This is a genomic window from Streptomyces sp. NBC_01669 (assembly GCF_026339735.1).
Taxonomy (GTDB): Bacteria; Actinomycetota; Actinomycetes; order Streptomycetales; family Streptomycetaceae; genus Streptomyces; species Streptomyces yanii.
Genome location: NZ_JAPEQG010000001.1, coordinates 5,862,399 through 5,877,366 on the forward strand (window position 1 = coordinate 5,862,399; position 14,968 = coordinate 5,877,366).

Genomic DNA, 14,968 nt, shown 5'->3' on the forward strand with positions numbered 1-14,968 from the left:
CACTCGCACTCCACCGCACCCCGCACACTGAATACCGAACGAACGCCCACGAAGCGTGCACCACCCGCATCGCCCGAAGAAAGGCACTCCACATGAGCAGCAACGAAACGCCGCGCGGCCCCGTCGACTCCTCCCGCGTCCCGCGGTACGCCGGTCCCGCGACGTTCGCGCGGCTGCCCCGGCTCGACGAGGTCGGCACCGCCGATGTCGCCGTCGTCGGCGTGCCTTTCGACACAGGTGTCTCCTACCGCCCCGGCGCCCGCTTCGGTGGCAACGCGATCCGTGAGGCGTCGCGCCTGCTGCGCCCCTACAACCCGGCGCAGGACGCGTCGCCGTTCGCCCTCGCGCAGGTCGCCGACGCCGGTGACATCGCCGCCAACCCGTTCAACATCAACGAGGCGGTCGAGACGATCGAAGCCGCGGCCGACGACCTCCTCGGCACCGGCGCCCGCATGATGACGCTCGGCGGCGACCACACCATCGCGCTCCCGCTGCTGCGCTCCGTCGCGAAGAAGCACGGCCCGGTCGCCCTGCTCCACTTCGACGCCCACCTCGACACGTGGGACACCTACTTCGGCGCCGAGTACACCCACGGCACCCCGTTCCGCCGGGCCGTCGAGGAGGGCATCCTCGACACGTCCGCGCTCTCCCACGTCGGTACCCGCGGCCCGCTGTACGGCAAGCAGGACCTCGACGACGACGCCAAGATGGGCTTCGGCATCGTCACCTCCGCCGACGTCATGCGCCGCGGCGTCGACGAGATCGCCGACCAGCTGCGCCAGCGCATCGGCGACCGCCCGCTGTACATCTCCATCGACATCGACGTCCTGGACCCGGCGCACGCGCCCGGCACCGGCACCCCCGAGGCGGGCGGCCTCACCTCCCGCGAGCTCCTCGAGATCGTCCGCGGCCTGTCCTCCTGCAACCTGGTCTCCGCCGACCTGGTCGAGGTGGCCCCCGCGTACGACCATGCGGAGATCACCTCCGTCGCCGCCTCCCACACCGCGTACGAGCTGACGACGATCATGTCCCGTCAGATCGCTGCGGCGAAGGGGACTCAGGGCAAGTGACCCACGACCACCACGACGAGCGCCCGCAGCTCACCCCCGAGCAGATCGCGGCCGCACTGAACCCGGCCGCCGGGCGCAACGGCGGTGACCTCGTCGTCGAGACCCTCCAGGGCCTCGGCGCGACCACCGTCTTCGGGCTGCCCGGTCAGCACGCGCTGGGCATGTTCGACGCGCTGCGCCGCTCCTCCCTCTCGTACGTCGGGCTGCGCGTCGAGAACAACGCGGGCTTCGCCGCCGACGCGTACGGCCGGATCACCGGCGAAGTGGCGCCGCTGCTGCTCTCCACCGGGCCGGGCGCGCTCACCTCCCTCGCCGCGCTCCAGGAGGCGGCGGCCGCGTCCGCCCCCGTACTGGCCATCTCCAGCCAGATCCCGACCGCGGGTCTGGGCGGCGGCCGCCACGGCTATCTGCACGAACTCCGAGACCAGAAGGCGTCGTTCCGCGACATCGTGAAGTCGGTCCACACGGTCCGTACGGCGTCGCAGATCCCGTCCGCGATCGCCGCCGCGTGGGAGTCCGCGCTGACGGCCCCGCACGGGCCGGTCTGGATCGAGATCCCGCAGGACGTACTCCTGGCCGAGACCACCCTGCCCGCCGTCACGGCGATGGACGCCACCCCGCGCCCCCTGCACCCGCGTCCCGAACTGACCGCCGTGGCAGCGCACCTGCTGTCGAACGCCGAACGTCCGGCGATCATCGCGGGCGGCGGAGTCGTACGCTCCGACGCGTCCGGCAAGCTGCTCGCCCTCGCGGAGAAGATCGACGCCCCGGTCGTCACCACCTTCGGCGGCAAGGGAGCGTTCCCCTGGGAGCACCCCCTCTCGCTCCAGTCCTGGCTGGAGGACCGCCACACGACGGACTTCCTCGAAGCGGCGGACGTCCTGCTGGTCATCGGCTCCGGGCTCGGCGAACTCTCCTCGAACTACCACACGTTCAACCCGCGCGGCCGGGTCATCCAGATCGAGGCGGACGCCGGGAAGCTGGAGTCCAACCATCCCGCGCTCGGCATCCACGCCGACGCCCGCGAGGCCCTCGCCGACCTCGTCGAAGCGGTCGACCGCCGTGAGGACGAGGCGGCTGCGGACCGCGTGCGAACGGTCCTCGACGCAGTACGGACACGGATCGCAGGCCAGGACCTCACGCTGGAGCAGCAGCTCATCGCCTCGGTCCGCGAGGCACTGCCCGACACGTCCCCCAGCTTCTGGGACATGACGATCCTCGCCTACTGGGCCTGGTCCGCCTTCGACGCCCGCCACCCGAACACGATGCACTCGGCGCAGGGCGCGGGCGGTCTCGGCTACGGCTTCCCGGCAGCGCTCGGCGCGGCCGCGGCCGACCGTACGAAGCCGGTCCTGGCGGTCTCCGGCGACGGCGGCGCGATGTACTCCATCGCGGAACTGGCCACGGCCCGTCAGTACGACCTGCCGGTCACCTGGCTGATCGTCGACGACGGCGGCTACGGCATCCTGCGCGAGTACATGACGGGTGCGTTCGGCGAGGCCACGGCGACGGAACTGTCCCGCCCGGACTTCGTCGCCCTCGCCGAGTCGTTCGGCGTACCGGCGGTCCGTACGACCCCGGAGACGCTCTCCGACGACCTGGCGAAGTCCTTTGCGGAGCCCGGCCCTTCGGTGGTCGTGCTTCCGGCACTGCTGAAGATGTTCGAGCCGACGCATCTGTAGGCCGCGGCCCCGCTAGGGTCCCGGGGCATGGACTCGGAACCTCCCCTCGTCCGCGAGGTCTTCCCCGACCTCGCGGACGAGTCGGTCGCCCTTCTCGAAGACGAGGAGGAGCGACATCTGGCGATCTGCGCGTGCGATCTTCGCCTTTTTGCGGAATGTGCCTGCACGGACGATTTCTGCCAGAACTTCAGCACAGGGCCCCGTCGGAAGAGGGAGCCGTACGGAGAGGGGCACCGCGCCGTCATGCTCTCCCCGCCGGAGGGCATGCTGCTGCTCGACGCGGTGCACGCCCGGGCCAGGTACGTCGAGGTGCTCCGGCGGTCTCCGATGCGCGATCGGCGGCGAACCCCTTGAATACGCATCCCGCAGCCGGTGTCCCCGCGTCGGAATCCGGCCGTTCCGGCTGCGGCGCGTACAACTTTTCGGCCGGTCGTGAGTCATCCCTGACGGGTGTGCAGGGGGCGCACCGTACAGATCACTCAGGGGGGACACGTCTCATGACGGACCAGCCTCGTATATCCCGCCGCGCGCGCACCACGCTCGCCGTCACGCTCGCCGCGGGCATGCTCGCGCCCGTGACTCTCGCGGCCACGCCCGCCGCGGCCGCGACGCCGACCGTGAGGTGTACGTCCGGCAAGGCGGGACTCGCCGCCAAGCTGTCGACCGACATCACCGCCGCCCTCAAGGGGCGCAGGTCGACCACGGCGATCGCGCTCTACGACCGGACCACCAAGACGTCCTGCACGATGCGGTCCACGAGCACGTACGACTCCGCGAGCGTCGTGAAGGCGACCGTCCTCGCGACGCTGCTCTGGGACAACAAGAAGCACAATCGCTATCTGACGCAGCGCGAGATCAACCTCGCCACCGCCATGATCACCAAGTCCGACAACAACGCGACCACCAGCCTGTGGAAGCAGCTCGGCGTGACCAAGGTGAAGGCGTTCCTGAAGGCCGCGGGCATGACGCACACCGTGCCCGGCTCCGGTGGCTACTGGGGGCTGACCCAGATCACTGCGCAGGACGAGCTGCGGCTGCTGACGCTGCTGACCGCCAGGAACTCCGTACTCAGCGACAACGCGCGCGCGTACGAGCTCGGCCTGATGCGCAAGGTCATCTCCTCGCAGCGCTGGGGAACGCCCGCCGGAGCCCCGTCCGGGGTGACCGTCCAGGTCAAGAACGGCTGGCTGCCGCGTGCCACGCACGGCTGGCGGGTGCACAGCATCGGTGCGTTCACCGGGAAGGGGCACGACTACGGCATCACCGTGCTCACCCAGGACAACAAGACGATGAACGACGGCATCAACACCATCCAGGCCGTCGCCCGCGCCATCCACAAGGACCTGAATCCGGCCGCCGTGGCCAGGGCGACCGTCGCCCCGCCGGCCACGCCGCAGGAGGCGGTCCCGGCGGTGCCGGAGGCCCCTGCCGTGCCGATGCTGACGGCCACGGCCAGGTCGTAGGGCGCGCCCGAGCCGCGCTCCCACCCCCAGTGCGCTCCGTCGGACGACGTACGACGGTCCTACTCCGATGGGACCGTCTTTGTAACGGCGGGATGAAATCCGCAGCTGATCGCGTTGGTGCCTTCCGGTAGAGCAGGTCGAACGGGAGGCACCGGTGACGGACGGCGACACGGACGCAGCACAGCAGGGCTGGGCGCGGCGACTGGGCGGTTACGCATGGCGTTATCGGCGCAATGTGCTGCTGGCGCTCGGTTCGTCGCTCGCCGGGATGGCCGTGCTGGCAGTCGTCCCGCTGATCACCAAGGTGATCATCGACGATGTCGTCGGCAACCACACGCGTTCCCTCGGCGTCTGGACCGGCCTCCTGATCGCCACCGCCGTGCTGGTGTACATCTCGACGTACATCCGCCGCTACTACGGCGGCCGGCTCGCGCTCGACGTACAGCACGATCTGCGCACCGACATGTACCGGACGCTCACCCGGCTCGACGGGAAGCGGCAGGACGAGCTGTCCACCGGGCAGGTCGTCGGGCGCGCCACCAGTGACCTGCAGCTGATCCAGGGGCTGCTGTTCATGCTCCCGATGACGATCGGGAACGTGCTGCTGTTCCTCATCTCCCTGGTGATCATGGCGTGGCTCTCGCCGCTGCTGACCCTCGTCGCGATCGCCGTCGCCCCCGCGCTCTGGTTCATCGCCCGCCGCTCCCGCTCCCGGCTCTTCCCCGCCACCTGGTACGCCCAGGGGCAGGCCGCCGCCGTCGCCGGAGTCGTCGACGGGGCCGTCTCCGGGGTCCGGGTCGTCAAGGGGTTCGGGCAGGAGGAGCAGGAGACCGGGAAGCTGCGCGAGGTCGGGCGGAAGCTGTTCGCCGGGCGGCTGCGCACGATCCGGCTGAACTCCAGGTACACCCCCGCCCTCCAGGCCGTCCCCGCGCTCGGCCAGGTCGCGATGCTGGCGCTCGGCGGCTGGCTCGCCACTCGCGGCGAGATCACTCTCGGTACGTTCGTCGCGTTCTCGACCTACCTCGCCCAGCTCGTCGGGCCGGTCCGGATGCTCGCCATGGTCCTCACCGTCGGGCAGCAGGCCCGCGCCGGTGTGGAGCGTGTCATCGAGCTGATCGACACCGAGCCGACCATGAAGGACGGCACGGTGGAGCTCCCCGCCGACGCCCCGGCGAGCGTCGAGTTCGACGACGTGCGGTTCGGGTATGACCCCGAGCGGCCGGTCCTCGACGGGTTCTCGCTCACCATCGAACCCGGCGAGACCGTCGCCGTCGTCGGCGCCTCCGGCAGCGGGAAGTCCACCGTCTCCCTGCTGCTGCCCCGCTTCTACGACGTGGCGCACGGCGCCGTCCTGGTCGGCGGCCACGACGTCCGGGAGCTCACCCAGGACTCGCTGCGGGCCGCCATCGGCCTCGTACCGGAGGACAGCTTCCTCTTCTCCGACACGGTCCGCGCCAACATCGCGTACGGGCACCCGGACGCCACCCAGGAGCAGATCGAGCAGGCCGCCCGCGCCGCCCAGGCGGACGGGTTCATCGCCGATATGCCGAACGGCTACGACACCAAGGTCGGCGAGCACGGGCTCACCCTCTCCGGCGGCCAGCGCCAGCGCGTCGCGCTCGCCCGCGCCATCCTCACCGACCCCCGGCTGCTCCTCCTCGACGACGCCACATCCGCCGTCGACGCCCGCGTCGAGCACGAGATCCACGAGGCCCTCGCCCAGGTCATGGAGGGGCGGACGACCCTCCTCATCGCCCACCGCCGCTCCACCCTCGGACTCGCCGACCGCATCGCCGTACTCGAAAAGGGCCGACTCGCCGACATCGGCACGCATGAGGAGCTGGAGCGCCGCTCCGCCCTCTACCGGCGTCTGCTCACCGACCCGGACGAGCTGGGCGGCACCTCCCCGGGCCACCAGCCGGTGACGGCCGACACGGCCGTCGAGGACGACCGGGCGCTCCAGGAGGAGCTGGAAGCCGATTTCGACGCCGAGCGCGGCATCAGCCCCGGACTCTGGGTCCGCAAGGAGGAGCCCCGCGACGCCGGCGCGGCCGGCATGCCCGCCACGCCCGAGCTGCTCGCCCAGGTCGAGGCGCTTCCTCCGGCCACCGACACCCCCGGGATCGACGAGGCACGCGCCGTCCGGCGCGAGGAGTCGTACGGACTTCGCCGGCTGCTGCGCGGCTTCGGGCTTCCGCTGGCGGTCAGCCTGGCGCTCGTCGCCGTCGACGCGGGCATGAGCCTGCTGCTGCCCGTACTGATCCGGCACGGCATCGACCAGGGCGTCACGCAGATGGCGACCGGTGCGGTCTGGGCGGCGTCCGTGCTCGCCCTGCTCGTCGTGCTGGTGCAGTGGGCGGCGCAGATCGGCGAGACCCGGATGACGGGCCGCACCGGAGAGCGGGTGCTCTACTCGCTCCGGCTGAAGATCTTCGCGCAGCTCCAGCGGCTCGGTCTCGACTACTACGAGCGCGAGCTCACCGGCCGCATCATGACCCGGATGACGACGGACGTGGACGCGCTGTCCACGTTCCTCCAGACCGGTCTGGTCACGGCCTTCGTCTCCGTCGTCACGTTCTTCGGCATCATGGGCGTGCTGCTCGTCCTCGACGTCCAGCTGGCGCTCGTCGTCTTCGCGACCCTGCCGGCGCTGGTCATCGGTACGTTCTTCTTCCGCCGCAAGAGCGTCAAGGCGTACGAGCTGGCCCGTGAGCGGATCAGCGTCGTCAACGCCGACCTCCAGGAGTCCGTCTCCGGGCTCCGGATCGTGCAGGCGTTCCGCCGCGAGAAGGACGGCGCGGAGCGGTTCGCCGACCGCAGCGACCACTACCGCGAGGCCCGGGTGCGCGGCCAGTGGCTGATCTCGGTCTACTTCCCGTTCGTGCAGCTGCTGTCGTCGGTGGCCGCGGCCGCCGTACTGATCGTCGGCGCGGGCCGCGTCGACAACGGCACGCTCACCACCGGCGCCCTCGTGGCGTATCTCCTCTACATCGACCTCTTCTTCGCGCCCGTGCAGCAGCTCTCGCAGGTCTTCGACGGCTACCAGCAGGCCACGGTCTCCCTCGGCCGTATCCAGGAACTCCTGCGGGAGCCGACCTCCACCGCCGACTCCGAGGAGCCGCTGGACGTGCTGTCGCTGCGCGGCGAGATCGCGTTCGAGGACGTGACCTTCGCGTACGGCTCCGGCGACGACGAGGAAGAGGCACTCACCGGCATCAACCTGCGGATCCCGGCCGGGCAGACCGTCGCGTTCGTCGGGGAGACCGGTGCCGGGAAGTCCACCCTGGTCAAGCTCGTCGCCCGGTTCTACGACCCGACGGGCGGCCGGGTCACGGCGGACGGCGCCGATCTGCGTCGCCTCGACCTCACCGCGTACCGGCACCGGCTCGGAGTCGTACCGCAGGAGGCGTACCTCTTCGCGGGTACGGTCCGGGACGCCATCGCGTACGGGCGGCCGGACGCCACCGACGCACAGGTGGAGGCGGCGGCCCGGGCGGTCGGTGCGCACGACATGATCGCCACGCTGGACGGCGGCTATCTGCACGAGGTCGCCGAGCGGGGCCGCAACCTCTCGGCCGGCCAGCGCCAGCTGATCGCACTCGCCCGCGCCGAACTCGTCGACCCCGACATCCTGTTGCTCGACGAGGCGACCGCCTCCCTGGACCTCGCCAGCGAGGCCCTGGTCAACCAGGCGACCGACCGGTTGACCGGCCGGCGCACCACCCTCGTCGTCGCCCACCGGCTGACCACGGCCGCCCGCGCCGACCGGGTCGTGGTGATGGATCACGGCCGGGTCGTCGAGGACGGCACGCATGACGAACTCCTCGCCAAGGAAGGGCATTACGCCGTGCTGTGGCGCACCTTCATCGGGGAGGACGAGCGGGCGGGAGTCTGAACCGCGGATCTCAGCGGATGCCGGAGATCTTGCCGGTCTGCAGGTCCGACTGAACGGTCAGATACGTGTACACGGGGTGCTTGCCGCCGCTCCAGGTCAGCCGCACCTTCGACCAGGTGTGACCGGCGCCGCTGTCGCCCGCGGTGACCTGGAAGGCGAGCGGTGTGTTCTGGGCGCGGAGCACTCCGTCCGCGTGGTTGCGCGCCTCCCAGGTCGGGATGTGGAGCGGGCCGCATGCAACCTTCGGATGGCCCTTCGCGTCGTACGCATGTATGCGTATGAGCCGGGCGGGCGCGAGAGTGTTCGATGGGGTTCACAACTGCTGAGCAAGCACATCGTTTTGGCGAACATGGACACGATGGGGTGAACGGTGTCACAAGCTGCGGGTATGTCCGGCGGGGTGTGCGTAACGTATTCGGTGCGATCTGGGACGCCGGGTGTGGTGTCAGCAGTCGGGGCCCCCGTGTCACCAGCGAGATGGTTCGGGGCCTCCCCGTCGCCTCCGGCCACACCCATATGGCCAGGTCGTAGGGATTCCGCCCGCCTGGGACGGACCTCATACGGGATATGCGTCGCCGACCGGGACGCGAAAGCGGAGGACCAGTGCGCCCAAGACCGTTCGGGGCGTACCGGTGAGCCGGGACTCACTCCTGCTCACTGCTCAGGAACGGTGAGGGAACTGCTGGGAAACAGGAATGGGAAAACCGCCGGAGACGGCGGCACCGGACGACGGGTGCTGGTCCAGGTGTTCGTACTGGCACTGGTGACCGCCGTCGGGCTGGTGCTCGGCGGTCCCGGGGCCGGCAGCGCCGACGCCGCATCGTCCTGCGGCGGACGGCTCGCGAAGACCGTGACGTTCTCCACGGGGGAGGTGCGCGTCTTCAGGAGCCGCTCCTACGCCTGCGCGATCACGGTCGCGAAGAAGTCGGGCCCGCGCCGCGAGATGTCCGTCATGATCCAGGCGCGCGGCGGCCGGCCCGTCGCCGACAGCGGCAGGTTCACCAAGCAGACCGGCCGGGTGACCGTCTACGCACTGCACCGATGTGTCCGGGCCACGGGTTCCGTCGCCGGAAAATCCGGCGCCACGGGCTGGATACTCTGCTGATATTTCTGATGAAGTGACAGGAGGGGCTGGTCAGCCGGGTGTTGCACCGCTAGATTCGCGATGAATCTTGTGAATCCAGGTGAAATTCCCGGGGAGGGTGCATGCGCAAGGCGCTCAGAGGTTTCCTTTCGCTCGCGGTGCTCATAGGCACGGTGAGCGCGACGGGTGCCTCCGTCGGTGCGGCCAGTGCCGCGGACGCGACCGCGATCCGGTCCGCCGGGTCCGACCGGTCCGCCGGTGCGACCGCGGACATCAAGGACCGCATCCTGGCCATACCCGGGATGAGTCTGATCGAGGAGAAGCCGTACGCCGGCTACCGCTACTTCGTTCTCAACTACACCCAGCCGATCGACCACCGGCACCCGTCCAAGGGCACGTTCCAGCAGCGCATCACCCTGCTGCACAAGGACACCTCGCGCCCGACGGTCTTCTACACCAGCGGGTACAACGTCTCCACGAACCCCAGCCGCTCCGAGCCGACCCGGATCATCGACGGCAACCAGGTCTCGCTGGAGTACCGCTTCTTCACCCCGTCCCGTCCCGCTCCGGCCGACTGGTCGAAGCTCGACATCTGGCAGGCAGCCAGCGACCAGCACCGTGTCTTCACCGCGCTGAAGCAGATCTACTCCGCGAACTGGCTGAGCACCGGCGGTTCCAAGGGCGGCATGACCGCCACGTACTTCGAGCGCTTCTACCCGAAGGACATGGACGGCGTCGTCGCGTACGTCGCGCCGAACGACGTGGTCAACAAGGAGGACTCGGCATACGACCGGTTCTTCGAGAACGTCGGCACGAAGGAGTGCCGCGACCGGCTCGAGGGCGTGCAGCGCGAGGCACTGATCCGCCGCGAGCCGCTGGAGAAGAAGTACAAGGAGTACGCCGACACGAACGGCTACACCTTCAACACCGTCGGATCCCTCGACAAGGCGTACGAAGCCGTCGTCATGGACTACGTCTGGGCGTACTGGCAGTACAGCAAGCTCGCCGACTGCGACACCATCCCCGCCGATGCCACGACCGCGCCCGACCAGGCGATCTGGGACTCGATCGACACCATCTCGGGCTTCTCCGCCTACGTGGACCAGGGCCTGGAGAGGTACACGCCGTACTACTACCAGGCGGGCACCCAGCTCGGTTCGCCGGACATCAAGCAGCCGTGGCTCGGCAATCTCAGCCGCTACGGATACCAGCCGCCGCGCAACTTCGTGCCGAGCTCCATCCCGATGACGTTCGAGCCGTCGGCGATGCGGGACGTCGACACCTGGGTGAAGCACAACGCCACCCGGATGATGTGGGTGTACGGGGAGAACGACCCGTGGGGTGCGGAGCGCTTCCGCCTCGGCACGGGCGCCCATGACAGCCACGTCTACACGGTGGCCGGCGGCAACCACGGTTCCAATGTGGCCGGTCTCGCCGCCGACGAGAAGGCGAAGGCGACCGCCGACATCCTTCGCTGGGCGGGCGTCGCCCCGGCCGCCGTGCAGTCGGACCCGGCCGAGGCGAAGCCGCTCGCGCCGTACGACGCGCGGCTCGACAAGCGGGACGTGACGAGCGAGCGCAGGCAGGGCCCCGCGTTGCGGCCGTAGAAGGCCGGCACGGTGTGATGCGTGCCGGGTCCGAACCGTGCGGTTCGGACCCGGCACGCGCGCGTGGCCCGTCCGGTCAGTACGTCAGGCCGTAGCCGACCGGGTACAGCACCTGCGTCGGATCGTCCGCCCGTTGCACCGGCACCGGCAGTCGGCCCTCCGGTTCGGCGCGGCCCGCGATCACCCGGGCCGCGGCGCGCAGTTCGACGTCCGTCCAGGAGTACGCGGCCAGGCTCGCCGCGTGGGCGGGCAGCTGGGCGATGTCGTACGGGTTCCGGATCGCGATCGTGATCACAGGGACGCCGGTCGCCACGAGGGCGCTGACCAGGGTGCGCTGGGAGCTGGTCGCCGAGACGTTGTACGTCCCCACGATCACCGCGTCCTTGCCCTGCGCGGCCGCAACCGCCTCGGCGATCTTCGCCTGGCTGGGCGCGGTGCCGGTGGACAGTGCGGTCGCCGCGTACCCCAGTTCGGTGAAGGCGCCGGCGAGGGTGGTGGTCGGCGGTCCGGTGGTGCCGGACGGGGAGGCGGGATCGGCGCCGACCACGAGGAGGTTCTTGTGGGAGCGGCGGGACAGCGGCAGCACCGCACCGGTGTTGGCCAGCAGTGTGGTGGTGTGCTCCGCGATCCGGTCGGCGGCGGCGAGGTGCGACCGGGTGCCGACGGCACGGTCCACGCCCTCGTGGCTGACGAACGGGTCGTCGAACAGCCCCAGCTTCGCCTTCAGCCGCAGGATGCGCAGGATCGATTCCTCGATCCTGGCCTCGCTGATCTCGCCGCTCTTCACGGCCGCCAGAACGGCGTTCCAGGAGACGTCGAGGCTCGGCGGGTTCAACAGCTGGTCCACACCCGCCTGCAGGGCGAGGACGGGCACGCGGTCGTCGCCGTACTTCGTGCGCACCCCCTCCATGCCGAGCGAGTCGGTGACCACGACACCGTCGTAACCGAGCTCCTCGCGCAGGATGCCGGTGAGGATCGGCCGGGACAGGGTCGCCGGGTCCTCGGCGGCGTCGAGCGCGGGAACGACGATGTGCGCGGTCATGATCGCGTCGATGCCCGCGGCGATCGCGGCGCGGAACGGCGGCGCGTCCAGCTCGGCCCACTGGTCGCGGGAGTGGTGGATGTAGGGCAGACCGGAGTGGCTGTCGGTGTTGGTGTCGCCGTGGCCCGGGAAGTGCTTGGCCGTCGAAGCGATCCCGGCGCTCTGATACCCCTTCACCTGCGCGGCGACCATCCCGGCCACGGCCTGCGGATCGGCGCCGAAGGACCGTACGCCGATCACCGGGTTGGCCGGGTTGACGTTGACGTCGGAGTCCGGGGCGTAGTTCTGGTTGATGCCGATCGCGGCGAGCTCGGCGCCCGCGATCTGCCCGGCCCGGCGCGCGTCGGAACGCGAACCGCCCGCACCGAGCGCCATCGCACCCGGCATCAGCGTGGCGGGCTCGCCGACGCGGCAGACGATGCCGTGCTCCTGGTCGGTGGAGATCAGGAGCGGCAGGGGCGTGGGACCGGCGAGACCGGCGTGCTGGATGCCGTTGGAGAGGTCGGCGATCTGGTGCGGATCGCGGGTGTTGTGCGCCCAGGCGAAGTAGATGATTCCGCCGACGTGATACCTGGCGATCATCTCGGCGGCGGTACGGACCCCGATCTCGGCCATGTTCGCGTCGATGTCGGCCTGGTCGGGCTCGGTGGCGGAGTGCCCGTACACCCGCATCACGAAGAGCTGGCCGACCTTCTCCTCCAGGCTCATCCGGGAGATGAGCTGCTTGAGGCGCTCGGTGCTGGAGGCGGAGGAGGCTGCGGAGGCGGCGAATGCCCCGGGGGCGGAGACCGCACCGGTCGCAACCGCTGCGGCGGTCACGGCGGTGGCGGTGAGGAGGGTGCGTCTGGAGGTGCGGTGGTGCACGTGAGCTCCTTCGGCCGTACTCAGGGGAGAGGGGGCGGTGAAAGTAACTTCCAAAGGGCACGAATATCTAGAAAGTAACTTCCAGTCAAGGGGGCGGCCCGATAATCGGCTCGGCGACATGCGATCCGGCTCGGCCCGTTCGGTGCTCGAAGCAGGTCCATGGCCACAGGCCCGCACCCCCGAAGTCCCCCGCGGCCCCTACCCCAAGCCCGCCCCCGCACCCCGCGCCTGAAGCGATTCCACCGCCACCGTGATCGCGGGCCGCCGGGCCGCCTCCGTGCGCCACAACGCGTACAGCCGCCGCACCGGTACGGGGTCCAGCGGCACCGCCACCACTCCCGCCGACAGCGGTCCCCGCCCCAGCCGCGGGATCATCGCGACCCCGAGACCGGCGGCGAGCAGCGCCAGTTGGGTGTGGTTCTCCTCCGCCTGGTGCCGGATGTCCGGCTCGTAACCCGCCGCCCGCAGCGTCCGTACGAGCCAGTCGTGACAGACCGTCCCCGGCGGCTGGCAGATCCACCGCTCCTTCGCCAGCTCCTCGCGCCGTACCGCGTCCCGCCCGGCGAGGCGATGCCCCTCCGGCACCAGCAGATCGCACCGGTCGTCACCGATCACCGCCTGCGCGATGCCCTCGGGGGCGGGCAATGGTGCGATGTCCCAGTCGTGCGCGACAGCGAGATCGATCACGCCCTTGGCCACCAGATCGACCGACAGATGAGGGTCGACCTCGGTCAGCCGCACGTCCAGGGCGGGGTGGTCCCGGTCCAGCTCGGCCAGCACGTCGGGCAGCAGACCGCGCGCCGCCGACGCGAAGGCGCCGATCGACAGCCGCCCCGTCGGCAGCCCCCGGCGCTCCTCCAGTGTCGTCTCGGCGCGCTCCACGATCGCCAGCAACTGCTGGGCGGTGGCGGCGAGATGGAGCGCCTCCTCGGTGAGCGCGACACCGCGCCCGCGCCGCTCCAGCAGCGTCGTACGGGTCTCCCGCTCCAGCTTCGTGATCTGCTGGGAGACCGCCGACGGGGTGTAGCCGAGCGCGGCCGCGGCGCCCGCTACGGACCCGTGGACGGAGATGGCGTGCAGTGCGCGCAGTCGGGACAGATCGAGCACCGGAACCTCCCGGACCTTCCTGATTCATTAGCAACGCTCAATTTCACCATGAAGAAATCCGCGCTGGTGCTACATGGTCCCGGCGGGTGATCCTCGCTCCATGCGTCCCCTTCACATCGCCCTGGCCGCCGTGGTGGCTGCCGTCTGGGGCGTCAATTTCGTCGTCATCGAGGTCGGCCTCGGGCACTTCCCGCCGCTGCTCTTCTCCGCCCTCCGCTTCCTGGTCGCGGCGCTGCCCGCGGTCTTCTTCGTCGGGCGGCCCAAGGTCGCGTGGAAGTGGATCGTGGGCGTCGGGCTGGTCCTGGGCGTGGCGAAGTTCGGTCTGCTGTTCATCGGCATGGACCGCGGAATGCCCGCCGGTCTGTCCTCCCTGGTGCTTCAGGTCCAGGCGGTCTTCACGGCCCTCTTTGCGGCCGTGACGCTCGGCGAACGGCCGGGCGGAGCAAGGATGTTGGGGATGGGGATCGCGCTGGCCGGTATCGGGGTCGCGGCGGTGGACGAGGGTGCGAGCGGCCCCGTGCTCGCCTTCGTGCTGGTGATCGTGGCGGCGGCCTGCTGGGGCGTGTCGAACGTCCTGACCCGCAAGGCTGCCCCGCCCGACTCCCTCAACTTCATGGTGTGGGTCTCGACCGTGCCCGTCCTGCCGCTGCTCGGTCTCTCCCTCCTCTTCGAGGGCTGGGACCGCGACGCCGACGCGCTGGCCGCACTGGACTGGAGCGGCGTCGGCATCATCGTCTACGTCGCCTGGATCACCACGGTCTTCGGCTTCGGGGCGTGGGGTTTCCTGCTGCGCCACCACCCGGCGTCGTCCGTGGCCCCGTTCACCCTGCTCGTCCCGGTCTTCGGGATGTCCTCGGCCGCGCTGTTCCTCGGCGAGTCGGTGAGCCCGCTGCGGTGGTGTGCTGCGGCGCTGCTGGTGGGCGGGGTGGCGCTCACGTCACTGGCGGGGGCGCGGCGGACGCGTACGGCAAGTGGGCCTGACGACGCTCCGGCACCGGAGAGGGAGCCGGGGCCGAATCCGGCTCCCTCTCCGGCCTGATCCGAACGAAAGACCCTGAGAGCCTGTCGGGTGACCTCTGATCGGGCGGCGCGGCCTGGTGCGTGTGCTATCCGATCGAAGGTCACCCGACAGGCTCTCAGGGCTGTCCCGCCAT

Annotated in this window: 11 protein-coding genes; 8 read left to right on the forward strand and 3 right to left on the reverse strand. The window is 70.3% G+C overall.

Features of this window, described 5'->3' with window-relative positions; translation table 11 throughout:
- Nucleotides 1–92: 92 nt before the first annotated feature.
- From speB to OG972_RS26360, 5 genes are all read left to right on the forward strand, one after another.
- Entirely contained in the window at nt 93–1,070 is a 978-nt protein-coding gene (gene speB, locus OG972_RS26340) for an agmatinase (RefSeq protein WP_266985424.1), read from the forward strand.
- The gene (locus OG972_RS26345) at nt 1,067–2,752 is read left to right on the forward strand and encodes a thiamine pyrophosphate-binding protein (RefSeq protein ID WP_266985426.1); all 1,686 of its coding nucleotides are present in this window, start codon (nt 1,067–1,069) and stop codon (nt 2,750–2,752) included. The genes speB and OG972_RS26345 overlap by 4 nt, the downstream gene beginning before the upstream one ends.
- Before the next feature lie 27 nt (nt 2,753–2,779).
- Complete coding sequence (locus tag OG972_RS26350; protein ID WP_266985428.1) at nt 2,780–3,106, forward strand: hypothetical protein; 327 nt, start codon at nt 2,780–2,782, stop codon at nt 3,104–3,106.
- A gap of 143 nt (nt 3,107–3,249) precedes the next feature.
- Nucleotides 3,250–4,215 (forward strand): serine hydrolase, encoded by a 966-nt coding sequence (locus OG972_RS26355; RefSeq protein ID WP_266985430.1) that lies wholly within the window; start codon nt 3,250–3,252, stop codon nt 4,213–4,215.
- Nucleotides 4,216–4,369: 154 nt separating this feature from the next.
- The gene (locus OG972_RS26360; RefSeq protein ID WP_266985432.1) at nt 4,370–8,110 is read left to right on the forward strand and encodes an ABC transporter ATP-binding protein; all 3,741 of its coding nucleotides are present in this window, start codon (nt 4,370–4,372) and stop codon (nt 8,108–8,110) included.
- A 10-nt stretch (nt 8,111–8,120) separates the two neighbouring features.
- Here the strand turns inward: OG972_RS26360 and OG972_RS26365 are convergent, their stop codons facing one another.
- Entirely contained in the window at nt 8,121–8,294 is a 174-nt protein-coding gene (locus OG972_RS26365) for a hypothetical protein (RefSeq protein ID WP_266985434.1), read from the reverse strand.
- 549 nt (nt 8,295–8,843) lie between these two features.
- Between OG972_RS26365 and OG972_RS26370 the strand changes: the two genes are divergently transcribed.
- Complete coding sequence (locus OG972_RS26370; protein WP_266990719.1) at nt 8,844–9,215, forward strand: hypothetical protein; 372 nt, start codon at nt 8,844–8,846, stop codon at nt 9,213–9,215.
- A 101-nt stretch (nt 9,216–9,316) separates the two neighbouring features.
- Complete coding sequence (locus OG972_RS26375) at nt 9,317–10,801, forward strand: S28 family serine protease (protein ID WP_266985436.1); 1,485 nt, start codon at nt 9,317–9,319, stop codon at nt 10,799–10,801.
- 76 nt (nt 10,802–10,877) lie between these two features.
- Here the strand turns inward: OG972_RS26375 and OG972_RS26380 are convergent, their stop codons facing one another.
- Together OG972_RS26380 and OG972_RS26385 are read right to left on the reverse strand one after the other, a co-directional pair.
- A complete protein-coding gene (locus OG972_RS26380) occupies nt 10,878–12,707 on the reverse strand; it encodes a glycoside hydrolase family 3 protein (RefSeq protein WP_266985438.1) in 1,830 nt (609 codons plus the stop codon).
- A gap of 198 nt (nt 12,708–12,905) precedes the next feature.
- Nucleotides 12,906–13,814 carry a LysR family transcriptional regulator gene (locus tag OG972_RS26385; protein ID WP_266985440.1) on the reverse strand — a complete coding sequence of 303 codons (909 nt, stop codon included), beginning with the start codon at nt 13,812–13,814 and terminating at the stop codon, nt 12,906–12,908.
- A gap of 100 nt (nt 13,815–13,914) precedes the next feature.
- Here OG972_RS26385 and OG972_RS26390 point away from each other — a divergent pair, with 100 nt between their 5' ends.
- On the forward strand, nt 13,915–14,853 hold the full coding sequence (locus OG972_RS26390) for an EamA family transporter (protein WP_266985442.1): 939 nt from the start codon (nt 13,915–13,917) through the stop codon (nt 14,851–14,853).
- The last annotated feature ends 115 nt before the right edge of the window (nt 14,854–14,968 follow it).